The sequence below is a fragment of the Priestia sp. SIMBA_032 genome (assembly GCF_046535215.1).
Lineage (GTDB): Bacteria > Bacillota > Bacilli > Bacillales > Bacillaceae_H > Priestia > Priestia aryabhattai.
The window spans coordinates 372692-387653 of the sequence record NZ_JAWRXD010000001.1; the positions used below are offsets into that span (position 1 = coordinate 372692).

Sequence of the window (14962 nt, forward strand, 5' to 3'; positions counted from 1 at the left end):
TCAAGGATTTTTTCTAGACACAATCTAAATTTAAGCATATTGACGGGTCTTTAAATAGCAAAGAGCTGTCTTTTATCATAAGACAGCCCCGTAAAATCATACTTCAGCTTTCTTCAGTTTTACGCCGCCTTCAGGTTTTGGTTTGATAGCTTTTAAAACTAAAATTGCCCCTACTGCACTAATTACTAGAGACGTTTGGAACACAGCCATGTCCGACCACTTCATAAGCAATGTATAAAGAGGAGGTCCAGCTGCTACTCCGACAAAGCGCATCGAACTGTAAAGAGACGTAATGGTTCCTCTCTCTTCCTTTTCAATTCCTTCTGTAATAAGTGCATCAAGACTGGGCAGAGCTGCTCCTATTCCAATTCCACCAAGCACTAAAGTGAGTAAAATACTAAAAAGAGACGTATTAAAAAATAAAATGATGAAAGAACATGTTAACAATAAAAAGCCAAAAAAAGCAGACCACTTCATAACGATTTTATTATTTCCTACTTTTTTTCCTGCCACAAAAGAAGAAATAGATAAAGCTAGCAAAGGAATAGCCATTATTAAACCTTTTTTCGTATTCACAATATGATAACGCTCCTCTAGTATGGTGGATAGGTAAAATAAAACACCGAATAATACAAGCATAATAATGGCGCCTAAAATAAAAATAGCCATAAGCCATCCAATATTTTCTTTGAGCGTTTTCTTTAAATCCTTCAAAAACTGCGTAATATTTTTCTTTTTTTGTTCAGATTCAGAAGAGCTATCATTTTTCGGAACTTTCACTAAAAAGATAACCAAAAGAATCGAAATAAGGCAAAGAATAGGAATGAACCAAAAAGGAAGAAACCAAATCATAGCGGCTAAAAAAGCTCCCAGTATTGGGCTTAGTACTTTCCCAAACGTATTAGCTGTTTCAATTAAACCTAGTCCTTTTGTAATTTCCTGCTCGTCTTTGAACATATCTCCTACACAAGGCATCACAACAGGCATAGCTCCTGCTGAACCTATTCCTTGAATCGCGCGCCCAATTAAAATAACCCAGAAAGGATTGGCCATTTGCCATGAAGCCCAGCCTGTTAAAGCCCCTCCTACTGCAGCAAGCAGCAAACTAGGAATAATAATTTTCTTGCGGCCAAATCGATCTGATAAATAACCAGCAATCGGGATTAAAAAAATAGCAAAAATTGAGTAGACCGTGATAATCATGGATACCTGCAGCGAGCTTATCTGTAGACGTTTTTCAATCACCGGCAATACCGGAATTAACATTGAATTTCCGAGGGTCATGATAAGTGGTACAGAAGCAAGAGCAAGTAAATCCAATTTTTTTCTACTTTCCATAGCGTCCTCCAAACCTTACTTCTAATTAACGTCACAATCACACGTTTTTCAATTTAAGCTTTATAAAACTTCTCGTGTTCATTGATTTTAAAGCTTAACTATCTCATTACATAAGATGATGTGTATCTATATTTTTTAGCTAAAAAGGTGATTGCTATTCATGGTTTCACTGTTCTTCTTTAATTTATTGAACTTTGTTATTTATCCCTGTTAATACTTGTAAAAACACATATTTTTAATCCTATATATGAAGAAGCGTACGAGTATTTCCGTACGCTTCTTCATATATAGGCGTCATCTTCTTATTACACTACTTCACCTCGATGACCATCTCCATCATACATAAACTGTTTATCAATAATATGTTCGATATATATGGTTGTCAAATCGCTTTTTTTCACTTGAGCTACAATTAATCCTAACGGATCACCAATGGTGAAGCTTGTTCCATTTTGAAACATTAACAGCTGCTCATTTAAATGCAATACTCGCTTATAAATTTGTTCTTTCTCTAGGCTGCTGCGGCTCTTTGCTGCTTCGAGCGTTGAAAATAACAAAATGATTTCTTTTCCATTTATTTGTGTACGATACATACACGACCCACTCCTTATCACCGCGTTAAAATTATGCTGACTATACTTTTATTATAAACTAAATTTTCAGTTATTTTTCATCTAGCAAGAAATTTTTTTATTAAAAATAGACTACGTTCACGTTAAATAAAATTTAATTTTCAGAAAAATTAAATTTTAATATTGAAATTTTATTTCTTCTTATTATATAATATAAACAATCATTTACCTCTATTGGAAATGATAATTCGAGTTTCAGCAGCATGATGCTGCACAGTACTAGGGGGATTCAAGTTATGCAAAATGGTAAAGTAAAATGGTTCAACAATGAAAAAGGCTATGGCTTTATTGAAGTTGAAGGCGGCAGCGACGTATTTGTACATTTTTCTGCCATCCAAAGCGAAGGTTATAAATCCTTGGAAGAAGGACAAGAGGTATCTTTTGAAATTGTAGAAGGCAATAGAGGCCCGCAAGCCGCTAATGTCACTAAGCTATCATAAATAGATCTTTTTATTTTATAGTAAAAGAGACTCTTTTCCGAGTCTCTTTTTTGTTATACCTAGCGTTTGGCCTCAGTAAGCTGCTGTTCACATGTTTGAATAGACTGCATGCACTGCTGAAGAAATTGCTCGTCTACTCCTGTGCCATGAGCTTTGGCAGATTGAAGCTGTGCTTTTGCATCATTAAGCGCATTCGTTGCCTCTTCAAGCTGCTGAGGACTCATACTCATCGTAGCTGTCCCAATCATCTTTTGAGCAGATTGAATAGACACTTCTACTTGTTTTAAATCATTATATCCTGTTGTTACTTCTTCATTTGAAAACTTATCCATTGAAAGAACACCTCCATATGGATAGAATGAAGCTGCTGCCGGCAAATTATACACGCTTACTTTTTAGTCAGCAAATCTCCATACTGCTTAATCTTTTCTCCTACGGTACACTCTTTAATACAAAACGTCTGAGCGTATGTTTTGCCCTTTTCTTTGTTAAACGTTTTTTTCACAAAACAATCACTACAGTAGTAATCCAATAACTCCGTTACTTCTTCTAATAATTGTTTACGTTCCACTCTCGTTCATCTCCATTTCGTTCTGTGTGTTACACTTGCTTCCTGCTAGCAATTGGTATCCCTTGAAGAGCTTGAGTCGCAAGCTGGTCAGCCTCTTCATTTTCCTTCCTTGAAATAGGCTCATATACCGGTCGGATACCAAGTTCCTGCATTTTATCTTCTATTCGATCTAAGTACCGATTAAACTCTTCTTCGAAACAGGGCCACTCCCCAGCCAGCTGATTTAATACAACCTGAGAGTCACCTCTAAACGTTACCGGTATATGATGAACACCAAGTTCCTCAAGCTCTTGTATTAAATAATAAAAAGCAGCATACTCTGCCTCATTATTTGATTCAATCTCTTGAAGCCTTGAGTTGCGTCGTATTCGGTAAGAGTTGTTGTTCTGTTTAAAATAAATCACAACCCCAAGCCCCGCTAACAGCGTATCATGCTCATAGCCTCCGTCAAAATATGCCACAATATCGTGAGGCTCTGTCTGTACTTCCTGTAAGAGCTTTTTCGCTTCTTTTACAGTCCATTTTTGCTGCTGCTCATCAAGTAGAAAAATTTCCTTCGTTCGACCTGTTTTTTCTAAATCACCCACAATCATTAGCGCCTCATTTGCATCTGTGAAATCGGATGTGAAAATTAACTGTTTATGTTTCGAGGATTTATAATGCCATTCAATTTGGAAATTCATAACGAGCATTCCTTTCATCAGCAATTTTGAATTCAACACTTTTTCTGCTTTTTTGTATTTTATCTTCTATTATGTCTTTTCATGACAGTTTTCTTACCTAATAAGCGGATTTTAGCGTTTATACGTGCTAATATAAAATAGCTGAAGTACTTATGATACAATACTATTGATGAAAAAACATGGTTTAAGCTTATATTGTTTTAACAAGGAGGCTGTATGATGATTGAAGTTTATATAGACGGAGCCACTGCTGGCAACCCTGGTCCTTCTGGAGCTGGTATTTTAATTAAAGGAAATGGTGAACATCATCGTTACGCTATTGCTCTTGGGACAATGACGAATCATGAAGCAGAGTACCATGCACTTCTTCATGCATTAAAAATTTGTTTAGAAAAAAAGTATACGAGCGTATCTTTTAGAACGGACTCTCAGCTAGTAGACCGCGCAATGAACCAAGAATACGTTAAAAATAAAGCGTTTGCTCCTTTACTGGAAGAAGCCCTCAAATTGTCCAGTCAATTTGAGTTATTTTTTATAAAGTGGATCCCTAGCTCTCAAAATGCAGGTGCTGATCAGCTGGCCAGACAAGCCATTAATCAAAAAGAAGCAGGAATGTAATCCTGCTTAAATCATACCTGATGACTTTAAATATTGAATGGCTTGTTTTTGATTGCTAATACGATTTGATGTCAAATTCTCGAGGAGCGATACAAAAAAACTGCCGTCAAATTCTTTTTGTACTTTTAGTGTCCATTCAATTGTAAATATGACCATCTCGTCAGCTGCACGCGTATACTGCTGACCAAATGAAATAAATCCACGTGCATCTTCTGCTAAATAAAAGCCTTTTTCTTCAAGATAAAGAAGATACTCTTCAACGGTTTGAGCTGTTTTTATCACTTTTTCGTCCCATCCTTTTGCAGAGATTCTTCTTTATCTTAGCTTACTTTTGGCTATTTGACTATGATTTCCCTTCTAAAAAATAGCCAATTGCTCCAAGTGCTACTCCTAAAATGGCTCCGCCAATCACTTCTTCGGGCTGATGCCCAAGCATTTCTTTCAAGCGCTGTTCCGTCAAATCGTGAAAGCCTCCGTCTGGAAGACCCGCAAGCTTTTCAATTTCTTCATCTAACGTATTCACTTTAATAGTAATTTCGCCAGTCTGCCTTCGAATTCCTTGTGCATCGTACATCACAATAATTCCAAAAACAGATGCTAACGCAAAATCAATCGTAGAAACACCTCTTTTTAACGCTACATAGGTCGCTAAAGAAGATACGCCGGCTGAATGAGAGCTTGGCATTCCACCCGACGCAGCAATCATCCGCATATCCCATTTTCCTGTTTGATACTTTTTAATGGGGATTTTTAAGGCTTGGGCTAAACCGATTGATGAAAGAGCAATGACAATTCCTTTATTCATATTGCTTCACCTCATCTATAGTTTGCGATGGATTGACATCTCGTACCCAAGCAAATATTGCCCAACAAAAAACGCCGGGCTAATCTGCTGACAGAGCAGACTAATCCCGGCGCTTTTGGAAACAGTTCTGTTATTTTTTACGCTTTTTTTGTGCAGCATTATTCATTTTAGCAGATTCAACTTCAGCATATGAGCCGAATTCTTGGCCATATTGATTATTTGCACTTTTATTAGCTTCTAACTTCTTGTTAACAGAATTGTTTTGGTTTTGTTGCACGTTGAACTCAGAAGCAAACTCCCCAGCATAAGTGTCATTTGCACTTTTTGCACGTTTTGCTTTTTGAGCCTGATTTGCTTTAAACTCAGAAGAGAACTCTTGGTTATAATTATGCTTTGCATTGTTATTCGCTTGCGCATTTTTATTACCTAATTTTTGACGACCCATCGCTATCTCCTCCTATTTGTACCTCGTTGGTACACTATTAGTATGGATCAAGCGGCACGTCATATCCTGTTCAAATTAAGGTAAAAACACCAGAGCTTAGCACGTTTATATTCTTGCTACGTACTCTTTAACCATTTCTTCTGTCACTACTTTACGGCCTGGAATGATGGTATATTTTTGAGACAGCTCATTAATTTCTGCTGTTACAGCATTAATACCGTCTACAGAAAAGGGTTTCCCTTCTTTGCAAAGAAGCACAGCTGCTTCAATGGCTTGCTCGCGTCGAGCTTCTAAGCTTGCAAAAGCACGTACTAATTCGTGTTGTTTTTTAGAATGGGCTGAAATTTCTTTATGTACACTCATGTTCGTTCCTCCATTATATTATGCTGAGTTAGTAAAAATAAGTTAATGTCCTCGTAACTGATTTGCTTTTCCGGTAATTCTTTTAAGCTTTTTTCTATCGCTGCAGCTTCTTTCTTAATGCTGTCCAAAAAGTTTTTCATCTTTTCATTAAAAGCAACTTTCCCGCTTATCTTGCACTGTACAAATTGCTCAATGATGGATTGCTGCCTATCGTCGAGATTTGCCTGCTTACATAAATCGGCAAATAAAATGACAGGGAAACTGCGCTGCTTTACTACTACTTTCAGTGATAAAAATGCACGAATCAGTTGAAGCATCACTTTTATATCCTCTATTGTAACAGAAGATGTCAGATTTCTTTTACTATTTATCGTTAAAATTTTAAAATAATGATACCCCAATGCTTTTAAGGAATATGATTGAGCCATCATTTGCCGCAGTGGCTCAGCAAACGATGGCTTTTGATAATAAACAAAAGGTGACCATAGCCACTCATAAAGCGAAGGGTTTGATTTTGTAAACAAATAAATGGTTTTGTACAAATCCCACCCTTGCATATCATAATTGCCTTCTGCTACATTAATGACCTCTTGAGGTCTATTGAGATGAAGATAGCGTGATGCTTTATACTTGTATATAAAGCGGACGTCAAAATCACTCGCTAACGTGTCGAGTCCGTAAGCACGGCTGCCTGATTCACATGCAAACAAAATTTCCACATTATATTCTTTTTCAATTTCCTGTAAACGTTTATTTATGTGTGTAGACATAAAAATTAATGACCCTTTCTTTCCTCCAATACATGTTCTAGCACCGTCATTGTACTTACCAATTCTTGAATTGGAAATTCTTCAGACACGGCCGCTTGCAGCTGTTTGTAATAATCATACCATTCTTCAGATACAGACTGTTTATGCGCTAGAACGTACTGATTCACTAAATGGGTATAGTGTGAATGAAGAGCGGCTTCTTCTTTCGCAATGTAGTGATTAACATCCGGCTTAATACGTTCTAGTAAAGCAGCGTGAAGCTTTACTTTCTCATTTTTTTCAAAAAAGCTTTTATTGTTTTTATACAGTGAAAGCTCTTTTTGATACGATTCATTCTCATCAAATTGATGACTTGTCACAACTTCACTGCCATTTGGAGGCTCTAACGAGTTCAACGTTGGAGTAAACGTCGGTTCATAGCGCTGTAGCTTTGTAATGATCATTCGATGCCAGTCTTCGATTAATTTTACGATGTATTTTTCGATTCGCAAAGTGGTCGCACGCACTTCTTGCGTTGCGTCGAAGGAAATAGACGTTAACAACTCCTGCAAACAAAGGCGCAGCTGCTTTTGCTTTTCACCTCGATCATCCCTTAAGTTTGCCGGACTGAAGGCTTCTTTAAAGAAGTCATCGTACCTCACAAACAGACGTTTTTTTACATAAAATAAGAGCTCTTCTAATTCTCGGTCAAACTGCTGTTGTTCATATTCAAAATGAATTTCATGCAGTTTTGCTGCTACCTGCTCATTTTTTATGTGAAGAGATTGAATGTACCGCTTTTTATCCACTTCTGATTTTGTTTGCACCTGTTTCATTTCATTGGAAACTGCTAAAATTTGTTCGAAATCTGCATAGACACTTTGGATAGCAAGCTCTGGTAATTCATAATTTATGAAGCGGTAAAACGCATTTTTGAATGGCAGAAACATTTTATCCTCGTGGTTTTGCAAAGCCTGCAAGCTTGATACCGGGTATAAGCGCGGAAAGCGTATACCATACTGTTCAAGCTGCTCTTTTACGTACGTCTGAACTAACTGCAGCTCTGTATCCGAGCTGGCTAGGTCCGCTGCATTTACTAAGAAAAACATTTTATCAAGCGCAAATACATCTTTTACACGGCCAAGCTGAATAAGAAATTCGCGGTCAGCTTTTGAAAACGCATGATTATAATACGTTACAAATAAAATGGCATCTGCATTTTTGATATACCCAAACGCTACTCCAGTGTGTCTCGCATTGATTGAATCAGCTCCGGGTGTATCAACAAGCGTAATGCCTAAGCGAGTAAATTCACAGTCATAATACAGGTTAATAAATTGAACAAAACACGCTTTTTCTTCTTTGGCTACATAATCATGAAATCCTTCTGTATCCACTACTACTTCTGAACCGATATGCTGCTTGACTTCGCCGTAGCCTTTTTCTACTGCCTGTAAAAACGACAAATGCAGCTGCAGCTCTTCTGTTGCCTGCAGAGTTGGAATAATTGTTAGCGCTTCGTCAATTGATTCTACTTCATGATGAAACAGCTTAAGTGCACCATTTAAATCTTGGATCATCTGCTCGTTTGTTTTCATTTGTACAACAGCTGTTTTATGCGGCCGTTTTTCTGTTGGAGGCATAATTTTATTGATGGTTGCTGTTGTTGGGTTCGGAGATACTGGAAGTAATCTTTCTCCAATCAACGCATTAGCAAAAGATGACTTACCGGCACTGAATGCTCCGAATAAAGCTACAGTAAACGTTTGATTTGATAGCTTTTTACGCTTTTCTTGAAGCCTTGTAATAAAGCGGTCTAACTTTCCAAATGAACGGAGCTGTTCGAGAACAGCTGATACATCTTGAAGAACCTTTTCCGTTCCTGTTTCATGCACAGCTTCCTCAGGCTGTGTAACTAACTGCTGCTCACTCACAGCTTCTTGCTTTTCTTCAGCTTTCATGATGCCCGTTTCATATTCTTCTTGTAACATATATGACAACTCGTTTTTATCTTCTGCCGTTAGATCGTCATCAGTTTGCTGTAAAGATTGAAGCAAAGCTTTTGTACGTGCCAATTTTGATTTCATTTCCTGAAGAGATGTATACGCTTCTTCAAATACTTCACATTCCTGCAAGTGTTGATAAATTTTTTTACGCTTTACTTCATCTTGCTCAATTTTGCTCTGTTCAATTTGCGCATAAAGCTCGTATAATAATCGCGTCGCTTTTTTCTTAATATGATCGGCTACATCTTTTGCGTACGTTAAAACATAATCACCATTAATCGTAGCTCCTGCCTTTACCGTTTCAATTAAATCATGCGGCTCTAACGGAATTTCAAACTGCTGAACCTGGCGTATAAGATCCGGATCGGTAAGATTTTGATTTTTCACCAGCTCTTGCACATATTGCTGCAAGTGCCACTGCAGCTGAGAAGCTGCTCGTTCTTTCATATCATCAAAAAATAACGTCAGCCGCTCTTTTTTTACTTCCTCGGTCTTTTTCTTAGCAAATAAAAGACCTACTTTAAAATCAGGCTTTGTCGTTTCTAAAAACAGCCTAGCTTTTTCTCTCATTTCATATGGTGTTAAATTGGCGTTGCTTAGTATCTTACCTGTTTCTTGTTGGTACGTTTCTGCTAGCTGCTTTTCAGCACGCCTTATTTCCGCTTCTTTTTCGAGAAGCTGCTCTTTTTGCTTCTTATTCATTTCATGATTCTCAAGCGTCAGCTTATGGCGCAGCTCGTCATGAATCGTTAACTTTTCTTCTTCTTGGTCTTCAATAAAGGCAAGGTGATCGTCAATTAACATTTGCATCGCATGTTGAATATGCTGATGCCGGTTTTCTTTTTCCGTCATCATAGCAAGTAATAGAGATTTTACGTACGAAAGGTCATTATGACGGTTGGTTGGCTCTTTTAACGATGTATAGAAGATTCCTTCTGGTCTCACATTCCACTTTAAAAATGACGTTTCTACAGATTCTTTAAATGCTTGGAATGTTAGCTGATCTTCTTGGTGTTTATCGATTTGATTTACAATTAAATAAAGCGTTTTATTAGCTTCTTGCAGCTGTTTTGCAAATTGAAGATTTAATTCTGCCTGCACATGATTATAATCCATCACGTAGAAAATAACGTCCGCTAAGTGAAGAGCTGACTCGGTCGATACACGATGCGCATCATCTGTTGAATCAATTCCCGGTGTGTCCATCACCACAACATTTTTAGGAATAGCATCTGTATCTATCGATAAATGAATGGACTCTACTTCATCTCCATCCACAGCAAACTGCTTAATTTGCTCATACTCATAAGGTGCTTCATAACGCACCGGCGGCTGTTTGCGATAATAAACGGTTGCATGCTCATCCCCTGCTTTTACTGATACTAAGTTTGCGCTTGTTGGAATAGGACTTGCAGGCAAAATTGCTTGCCCCATTAATTCGTTAATCATGCTCGATTTTCCAGCCGAAAAATGTCCGCAAAATGCTATAACAAATTCGCCGTTCACCCACTTTTTTAACAGCTGTATTGCTTTTGCTGCCTGCTGTTCATCTCCAGCTGCTTGAAATTGCTTATGTAAATGAAAAAGAGATGCTTCCAATCGGAGATTTTCTTGATGTTTCACACTCACTTTACCCATTATTACTCTACCCCTTTTGCCTCATTCAAGACTGTATTTAAATGTGCTCTATCTATCTTCATTTCTGCTTATTCTTTCTCTATTTTACTTGATTCGCATGCGTTTTCCCATAAAAAACTGAATTTTTAGTTACAAAAACAATAAAAAAAGCTGTCAATAATTTGACAGCTTTTTTTATTCATCGCATGTATGTTACGCCTTTTGGGCTTTTTCAATATTTTTCATTACATACGTTGTGACGCCAACATATGTAGCAAGTGCTCCGATCACAAAAAGACTAACCATTACGTCCACCACCGTTTCTACTTGATGAAATTGATAATCTTTATCATTTGTTTCATCTTATCATGAAAGATAATCATTTTCAATTAGTTTTAAGATTTTTTTATAGGAAAGAAACGTCCCCTGTTTTGCATCACTTCGCCGTAATTTGTTTCATTCGTTAACGCTTGCTCTTCTAAGGGAATTCTGACGGCTAATATACACAAATTGAAAACAGAAAAAATAGCTAACGTCCAGTATGCCTGAAACATAAGCGGAACTAACACCAATTCTGCCGCTACTACTGTATAGTTAGGGTGCTTCATAAAACGATAAGGACCTCTTAGCACAACCTTCGCATTAGGCAAAACGATAATTTTCGTATTCCAATACTTTCCTAACGAAGAAATAGCCCATATTCTTGCAAGCTGCACAAGCACAAAAAAGCTAAACAACAAAAAAGAAAAGTGATACATTCCATCGTTTAACACGTACACTTCCGTAAAAAGAGCAGCAAAAAAAGCGGCATGCATGCTTACCATCCATTTGTAGTGACTTTGACCAGCTTCGTATGCTCCCTGCTTCTTCATCCAAGCTTCATTTCTTTTGGCAATAACCAATTCACATAGACGCTGTAAGGTAATAAATACAAAAAAGCTATAAAAAAACAATCGCTTTACCTCCACTCTAATAGAAGCATTTCAGAACTAAATCCAGGGCCAAGAGCTGTTAATAAACCATATTCTTTACTCGAAATTTCTTTCTTCATAAAGCGGTCTAGCACATACAATACGGTTGCCGAAGACATATTTCCATGGTTTTTAAGTACATCTAGGGAATCAGCAATCATATTTTCGCTTAACGACAGCGTTGATACATATGCTTCAAGCACTTTTTTCCCTCCAGGATGAGCAACAAAATGCTTCAAATCGCGACTGGTCAAATGCTGAGTTTGTAAAAATGACTCAACTTCTCCGCCTAACCACGAATCGATAATCGTGGGAATGTCTTTTGAAAAGACAACAAATAGTCCATCATTTTTAATCTCCCACCCCATTACATCATCTGAATTGGGCATGAGCGTCGATTGTGTATGTAAAATGTTAGGATAGCTTTTTGCAAGGGCAAAAGTGGTATCAGCTTCGTCACCTGCGACTAAAGCAGCCGCTACTCCATCTGCAAATAAAGACGTACCGATTAAGTTGCTTTTTGAACGATCATTTCGCTGAAAAGTTAAACTGCAAAGCTCAATGGATAAAACAAGGACTTTGGCACGCGGAAAGGCTTTGCAATACTCATAAGCTCTTGAAAGCCCAGACGCTCCTCCAGCACATCCTAATCCCCAAATAGGAATTCTTTTTGTATGGTCTGAGAACGCAAGCTTATTCATAATTCGCGCTTCAATGCTAGGCGTAGCTAAACCGCTTGTTGAAACATAAAAAATTGCCTCAATTTCTCCACACGGCAAAGGAGTACTTACATAGTTCTTATTTGTTAAGCAGTCTTCAATTGCTTTTGTACCTAATTCAACAGCAGATTCTATAAAAGCATCATTTTTTTCTTCGAATGTATGGTCTTCTTGAAACCAAGATAAGTCTTTGGCAAAATTACGTTTCTCGATTTGACCATTTTGAAAAACGGTCAGCAGACGATTAATATCTTTAAACGATTCGGAAAAAAGTTCTTTTGCAAATAGCAGCGTGTCTTGCTGAGTTAATTCATAGGGGGGAACTCCAAATCCAACTGAGATAATCTTTGGCATACACTTCACCTCTTTGATTGCGTTACATTTAACATTTGTAATAGCTGGGGATTTATTCAATTCTTTTTTTAGTGGAATGGAGGGGAAACAAAAAAAACTTTCCTGTAACTCAGGAAAGTCTACGTTTTGAAGAAGTGTATGTTTGTTGTGCACTTTTATTATAGCGCAAATAATCTGAATGTACAGATACAATTTATGGATTGATGAAAATAAGTGCTTATTTTTTATGAAAAGAAAATGGACATGTAGATTTCATCTACATATTCATTGTTGAAATAAGCTTGTTCTTTCATAACGCCTTCTTGTTCAAAACCTACCTTTTTATACAATTCGTATGCCACTTTATTAGAGGCAAACACAGTTAAAGAAAGTTTATGAAGATTATTTTCTTTGCACCAGTTTAGCGTATAATTCATAAATTGTTTTCCTATTCCCATTCCCTGTGCTTTTGAAATAAGCCATGTACGGAAGAGCCCCGTGTGGTGCTTCATTTTAATTTCGCCTCTAAGAACACGTGCAATTCCAAGCACTTCACCTTCGACTTCAGCTACAACGTACATGTGATTGTTCTTTTCTACTGATGCAATAAAATCTTGCTCTTCTTGGACTGTGCGCGGCTCATCTTTTTGAATAAATTCTCCAGCCTCAATAATTTCTCTTACCGCTGTTGTAATATGCTCTGCATCACTTGCCTGTGCAGGGCGTATAGTGACTTCACGTCCGTCTTTTGCTTTAAATTTTACTATGTTTTTCTCTACTGTAATCATCTATATCAACTCCTATATTTTTCACCATTCAGTACTACTATTTTGGTTCTAGCTTGCGTAATTTATCAGTGGTAAAGTTCTGCTTTTCATTTCATCTAACAAGCAACCATGTGCATTTGTTGTATTACCCACGCTTTAAACACAGCTAAACCATTTTTGAAATATTTATTCTTGCACAGACATCCTAGAAATGCAATTAATTGCGTTAAAGAACTATTATTTCAAATTTTCTTTACAAAAGTACACAAAAAGACGCTAGGACACATCGCAATCAATCCAACCTAAAGACGAACAAACGAGATTAATGAGCTAGAAGCAACGAAACACATGAAAGCGACGTCGATCTTACCAACAAAAAAATACGAACTAACAACCAATAATTTTGATTATTAGTTGCTAGTTCGTATTTCACTTCGACTAAAATATTTTTGTCCTACTTTTTATTAAAGTCCCATTGAGATATACTTTACTTCTAAATAATCTTCAATGCCGTAACGACTTCCTTCACGTCCAAGACCACTTTCTTTAAAGCCGCCGAATGGAGCTTGAGCTGCAGATGGAGAGCCATCATTTACTCCTACAATGCCGTATTCTAATTCTTCAGATACAAACGTTGCTTCTTTAATGTTTTCTGTAAATACGTAAGCAGCTAAACCATAAGGGCTATTGTTTGCTCGTCCTACGGCTTCTTCTACTGTTTTGAATGTTGCTACAGGTGCCAATGGTCCAAACGTTTCTTCAAACATGCAATTCATGTCATCAGTTACATTTGTGATAATTGTTGGCTCCATAAAGAAACCGCTTTTAGTTGTTATAGCTTGTCCTCCAACCACAACTTTAGCTCCTTTACTTTTTGCATCCGCAATTTGTGCTTTTACTTTCTCAACCGCTTTGTCGTTAATTAACGGTCCAACTTGTGTACCTTCTTCTAATCCATCTCCTACTGTTAATTCCGCCGCTTTTGCTGCAAATTTTTCAACGAAAGCATCTGCAATGGATTCTTGTACATATACGCGGTTTGTGCAGATGCACGTTTGACCTGCATTGACAAACTTAGAAGCAATTACGCCGTTTACAGCAGCATCTAAATCTGCATTTTCTGTTACGATAAACGGTGCGTGACCGCCTAATTCCAGCGATAATTTTTTTACAGTATCAGCAGCACCGCGCATTAAATGTTTACCTACCGCTGTTGAACCAGTAAATGTTAATTTTCGGATGCGTCCGTCTTTTTGCCATGTGTCACCAATAGCTGCTGCATCTCCCGTAACAACATTGATCACACCTTTTGGAACGCCCGCTTCTTCTGCGAGCTCTACTAAACGAAATGCTGTAAATGGTGTTTCTTCAGATGGTTTTAAAACAATTGTACATCCTGCTGCAAGAGCTGGGGCCACTTTACGCGTAATCATTGCTGCAGGGAAGTTCCATGGTGTAATAGCTGCTACAACACCAACAGGCTGTTTTTTAACCGTAATACGTTTATGGGTATGATGAGCTGGAATCGTTTCACCATATACACGCTTCCCCTCTTCAGCAAACCAAGCAATATAATCATTGCCATACTGCACTTCACCTTTTGCTTCTGCAAATGGTTTGCCTTGTTCCGTGGTCATAATTTCTGCTAGTTCGTCTTTATTATTTTCAATTAGTTGATGCCATCTCATTAAAATAGCACTGCGCTCTTGAGCGGTTTTTTTCGACCATGTTTTAAAAGCTGTCGCCGCTGCATCAGCGGCAAGTGCTGCTTCCTTTGCGCCTGCCTTTGGAATTTGTCCTATAACTTCTTTTGTTGCTGGATTAATCACATCAATTTTCTCTTCTGTTGTTGTCCATTCACCGTTAATATAAAGTTTGTTTGGATACATCGTTCATCCTCCTAGT

At 37.6% G+C, this 14962-nt stretch carries 17 protein-coding genes; 2 read left to right on the plus strand and 15 right to left on the minus strand.

Features of this window, described 5'->3' with window-relative positions; translation table 11 throughout:
* Positions 1-96 precede the first annotated feature (96 nt).
* Positions 97-1338 carry a bacillibactin exporter BcbE gene (bcbE, locus tag SB717_RS01830; protein WP_410903100.1) on the minus strand — a complete coding sequence of 414 codons (1242 nt, stop codon included), beginning with the start codon at positions 1336-1338 and terminating at the stop codon, positions 97-99.
* A 305-nt stretch (positions 1339-1643) separates the two neighbouring features.
* On the minus strand, positions 1644-1931 hold the full coding sequence (locus SB717_RS01835) for a hypothetical protein (protein ID WP_028414029.1): 288 nt from the start codon (positions 1929-1931) through the stop codon (positions 1644-1646).
* A 275-nt stretch (positions 1932-2206) separates the two neighbouring features.
* Between SB717_RS01835 and cspD the strand changes: the two genes are divergently transcribed.
* Positions 2207-2410 carry a cold-shock protein CspD gene (gene cspD / locus SB717_RS01840; protein WP_013056175.1) on the plus strand — a complete coding sequence of 68 codons (204 nt, stop codon included), beginning with the start codon at positions 2207-2209 and terminating at the stop codon, positions 2408-2410.
* A gap of 59 nt (positions 2411-2469) precedes the next feature.
* Here cspD and SB717_RS01845 read toward each other — a convergent pair whose 3' ends face one another.
* The 3 genes from SB717_RS01845 to SB717_RS01855 are packed head-to-tail and all read right to left on the minus strand — an operon-like array spanning position 2470 to position 3664.
* Entirely contained in the window at positions 2470-2742 is a 273-nt protein-coding gene (locus SB717_RS01845) for a DUF2564 family protein (RefSeq protein ID WP_013056174.1), read from the minus strand.
* A gap of 56 nt (positions 2743-2798) precedes the next feature.
* Positions 2799-2981 carry a zinc-finger domain-containing protein gene (locus SB717_RS01850; RefSeq protein WP_013056173.1) on the minus strand — a complete coding sequence of 61 codons (183 nt, stop codon included), beginning with the start codon at positions 2979-2981 and terminating at the stop codon, positions 2799-2801.
* Positions 2982-3010: 29 nt separating this feature from the next.
* Entirely contained in the window at positions 3011-3664 is a 654-nt protein-coding gene (locus tag SB717_RS01855) for a ribonuclease H family protein (protein ID WP_016763503.1), read from the minus strand.
* A gap of 219 nt (positions 3665-3883) precedes the next feature.
* On the opposite strand from SB717_RS01855, the gene SB717_RS01860 reads away from it, so the two are divergent.
* Positions 3884-4282, plus strand: coding sequence for a reverse transcriptase-like protein (locus SB717_RS01860; protein ID WP_016763502.1), 399 nt, complete (start codon positions 3884-3886; stop codon positions 4280-4282).
* 6 nt (positions 4283-4288) lie between these two features.
* Here SB717_RS01860 and SB717_RS01865 read toward each other — a convergent pair whose 3' ends face one another.
* The 10 genes from SB717_RS01865 to SB717_RS01910 form a co-directional block, all read right to left on the minus strand.
* Positions 4289-4564, minus strand: coding sequence for a DUF6123 family protein (locus SB717_RS01865; protein ID WP_074678303.1), 276 nt, complete (start codon positions 4562-4564; stop codon positions 4289-4291).
* A 61-nt stretch (positions 4565-4625) separates the two neighbouring features.
* Positions 4626-5087: a divergent PAP2 family protein gene (locus tag SB717_RS01870; protein WP_013056169.1), complete on the minus strand. Its 462-nt coding sequence runs from the start codon at positions 5085-5087 to the stop codon at positions 4626-4628.
* Positions 5088-5217: 130 nt separating this feature from the next.
* Positions 5218-5532: a hypothetical protein gene (locus SB717_RS01875; protein WP_013056168.1), complete on the minus strand. Its 315-nt coding sequence runs from the start codon at positions 5530-5532 to the stop codon at positions 5218-5220.
* Between the two features lie 105 nt (positions 5533-5637).
* Positions 5638-5895 (minus strand): DUF2533 family protein, encoded by a 258-nt coding sequence (locus tag SB717_RS01880; RefSeq protein ID WP_013082381.1) that lies wholly within the window; start codon positions 5893-5895, stop codon positions 5638-5640.
* Positions 5892-6665 carry a nucleotidyltransferase domain-containing protein gene (locus tag SB717_RS01885; RefSeq protein WP_016763500.1) on the minus strand — a complete coding sequence of 258 codons (774 nt, stop codon included), beginning with the start codon at positions 6663-6665 and terminating at the stop codon, positions 5892-5894. The genes SB717_RS01880 and SB717_RS01885 overlap by 4 nt, the downstream gene beginning before the upstream one ends.
* A 5-nt stretch (positions 6666-6670) precedes the next feature.
* The gene (locus SB717_RS01890; protein WP_410903101.1) at positions 6671-10288 is read right to left on the minus strand and encodes a dynamin family protein; all 3618 of its coding nucleotides are present in this window, start codon (positions 10286-10288) and stop codon (positions 6671-6673) included.
* Between the two features lie 374 nt (positions 10289-10662).
* Positions 10663-11220 carry an isoprenylcysteine carboxyl methyltransferase family protein gene (locus SB717_RS01895; RefSeq protein WP_410903102.1) on the minus strand — a complete coding sequence of 186 codons (558 nt, stop codon included), beginning with the start codon at positions 11218-11220 and terminating at the stop codon, positions 10663-10665.
* A 5-nt stretch (positions 11221-11225) separates the two neighbouring features.
* Positions 11226-12311, minus strand: coding sequence for a type III polyketide synthase (locus SB717_RS01900; RefSeq protein WP_410903103.1), 1086 nt, complete (start codon positions 12309-12311; stop codon positions 11226-11228).
* A gap of 224 nt (positions 12312-12535) precedes the next feature.
* Entirely contained in the window at positions 12536-13078 is a 543-nt protein-coding gene (locus tag SB717_RS01905) for a GNAT family N-acetyltransferase (protein WP_410903104.1), read from the minus strand.
* Positions 13079-13521: 443 nt separating this feature from the next.
* The gene (locus SB717_RS01910) at positions 13522-14946 is read right to left on the minus strand and encodes an NAD-dependent succinate-semialdehyde dehydrogenase (RefSeq protein ID WP_410903105.1); all 1425 of its coding nucleotides are present in this window, start codon (positions 14944-14946) and stop codon (positions 13522-13524) included.
* Positions 14947-14962 lie beyond the last annotated feature (16 nt).

Bases quoted from the DNA above. Each gene is read 5' to 3' on its own strand.
- SB717_RS01860 (WP_016763502.1), top strand. From the start codon at position 3,884: ATGATTGAAGTTTATATAGACGGAGCCACTGCTGGCAACCCTGGTCCT.
- SB717_RS01855 (WP_016763503.1), bottom strand. From the start codon at position 3,664: ATGAATTTCCAAATTGAATGGCATTATAAATCCTCGAAACATAAACAG.
- SB717_RS01875 (WP_013056168.1), bottom strand. From the start codon at position 5,532: ATGGGTCGTCAAAAATTAGGTAATAAAAATGCGCAAGCGAATAACAAT.
- SB717_RS01880 (WP_013082381.1), bottom strand. From the start codon at position 5,895: ATGAGTGTACATAAAGAAATTTCAGCCCATTCTAAAAAACAACACGAA.
- SB717_RS01900 (WP_410903103.1), bottom strand. From the start codon at position 12,311: ATGCCAAAGATTATCTCAGTTGGATTTGGAGTTCCCCCCTATGAATTA.
- SB717_RS01885 (WP_016763500.1), bottom strand. From the start codon at position 6,665: ATGTCTACACACATAAATAAACGTTTACAGGAAATTGAAAAAGAATAT.
- SB717_RS01870 (WP_013056169.1), bottom strand. From the start codon at position 5,087: ATGAATAAAGGAATTGTCATTGCTCTTTCATCAATCGGTTTAGCCCAA.
- SB717_RS01905 (WP_410903104.1), bottom strand. From the start codon at position 13,078: ATGATTACAGTAGAGAAAAACATAGTAAAATTTAAAGCAAAAGACGGA.
- bcbE (WP_410903100.1), bottom strand. From the start codon at position 1,338: ATGGAAAGTAGAAAAAAATTGGATTTACTTGCTCTTGCTTCTGTACCA.
- SB717_RS01835 (WP_028414029.1), bottom strand. From the start codon at position 1,931: ATGTATCGTACACAAATAAATGGAAAAGAAATCATTTTGTTATTTTCA.
- cspD (WP_013056175.1), top strand. From the start codon at position 2,207: ATGCAAAATGGTAAAGTAAAATGGTTCAACAATGAAAAAGGCTATGGC.
- SB717_RS01910 (WP_410903105.1), bottom strand. From the start codon at position 14,946: ATGTATCCAAACAAACTTTATATTAACGGTGAATGGACAACAACAGAA.
- SB717_RS01890 (WP_410903101.1), bottom strand. From the start codon at position 10,288: ATGGGTAAAGTGAGTGTGAAACATCAAGAAAATCTCCGATTGGAAGCA.
- SB717_RS01845 (WP_013056174.1), bottom strand. From the start codon at position 2,742: ATGGATAAGTTTTCAAATGAAGAAGTAACAACAGGATATAATGATTTA.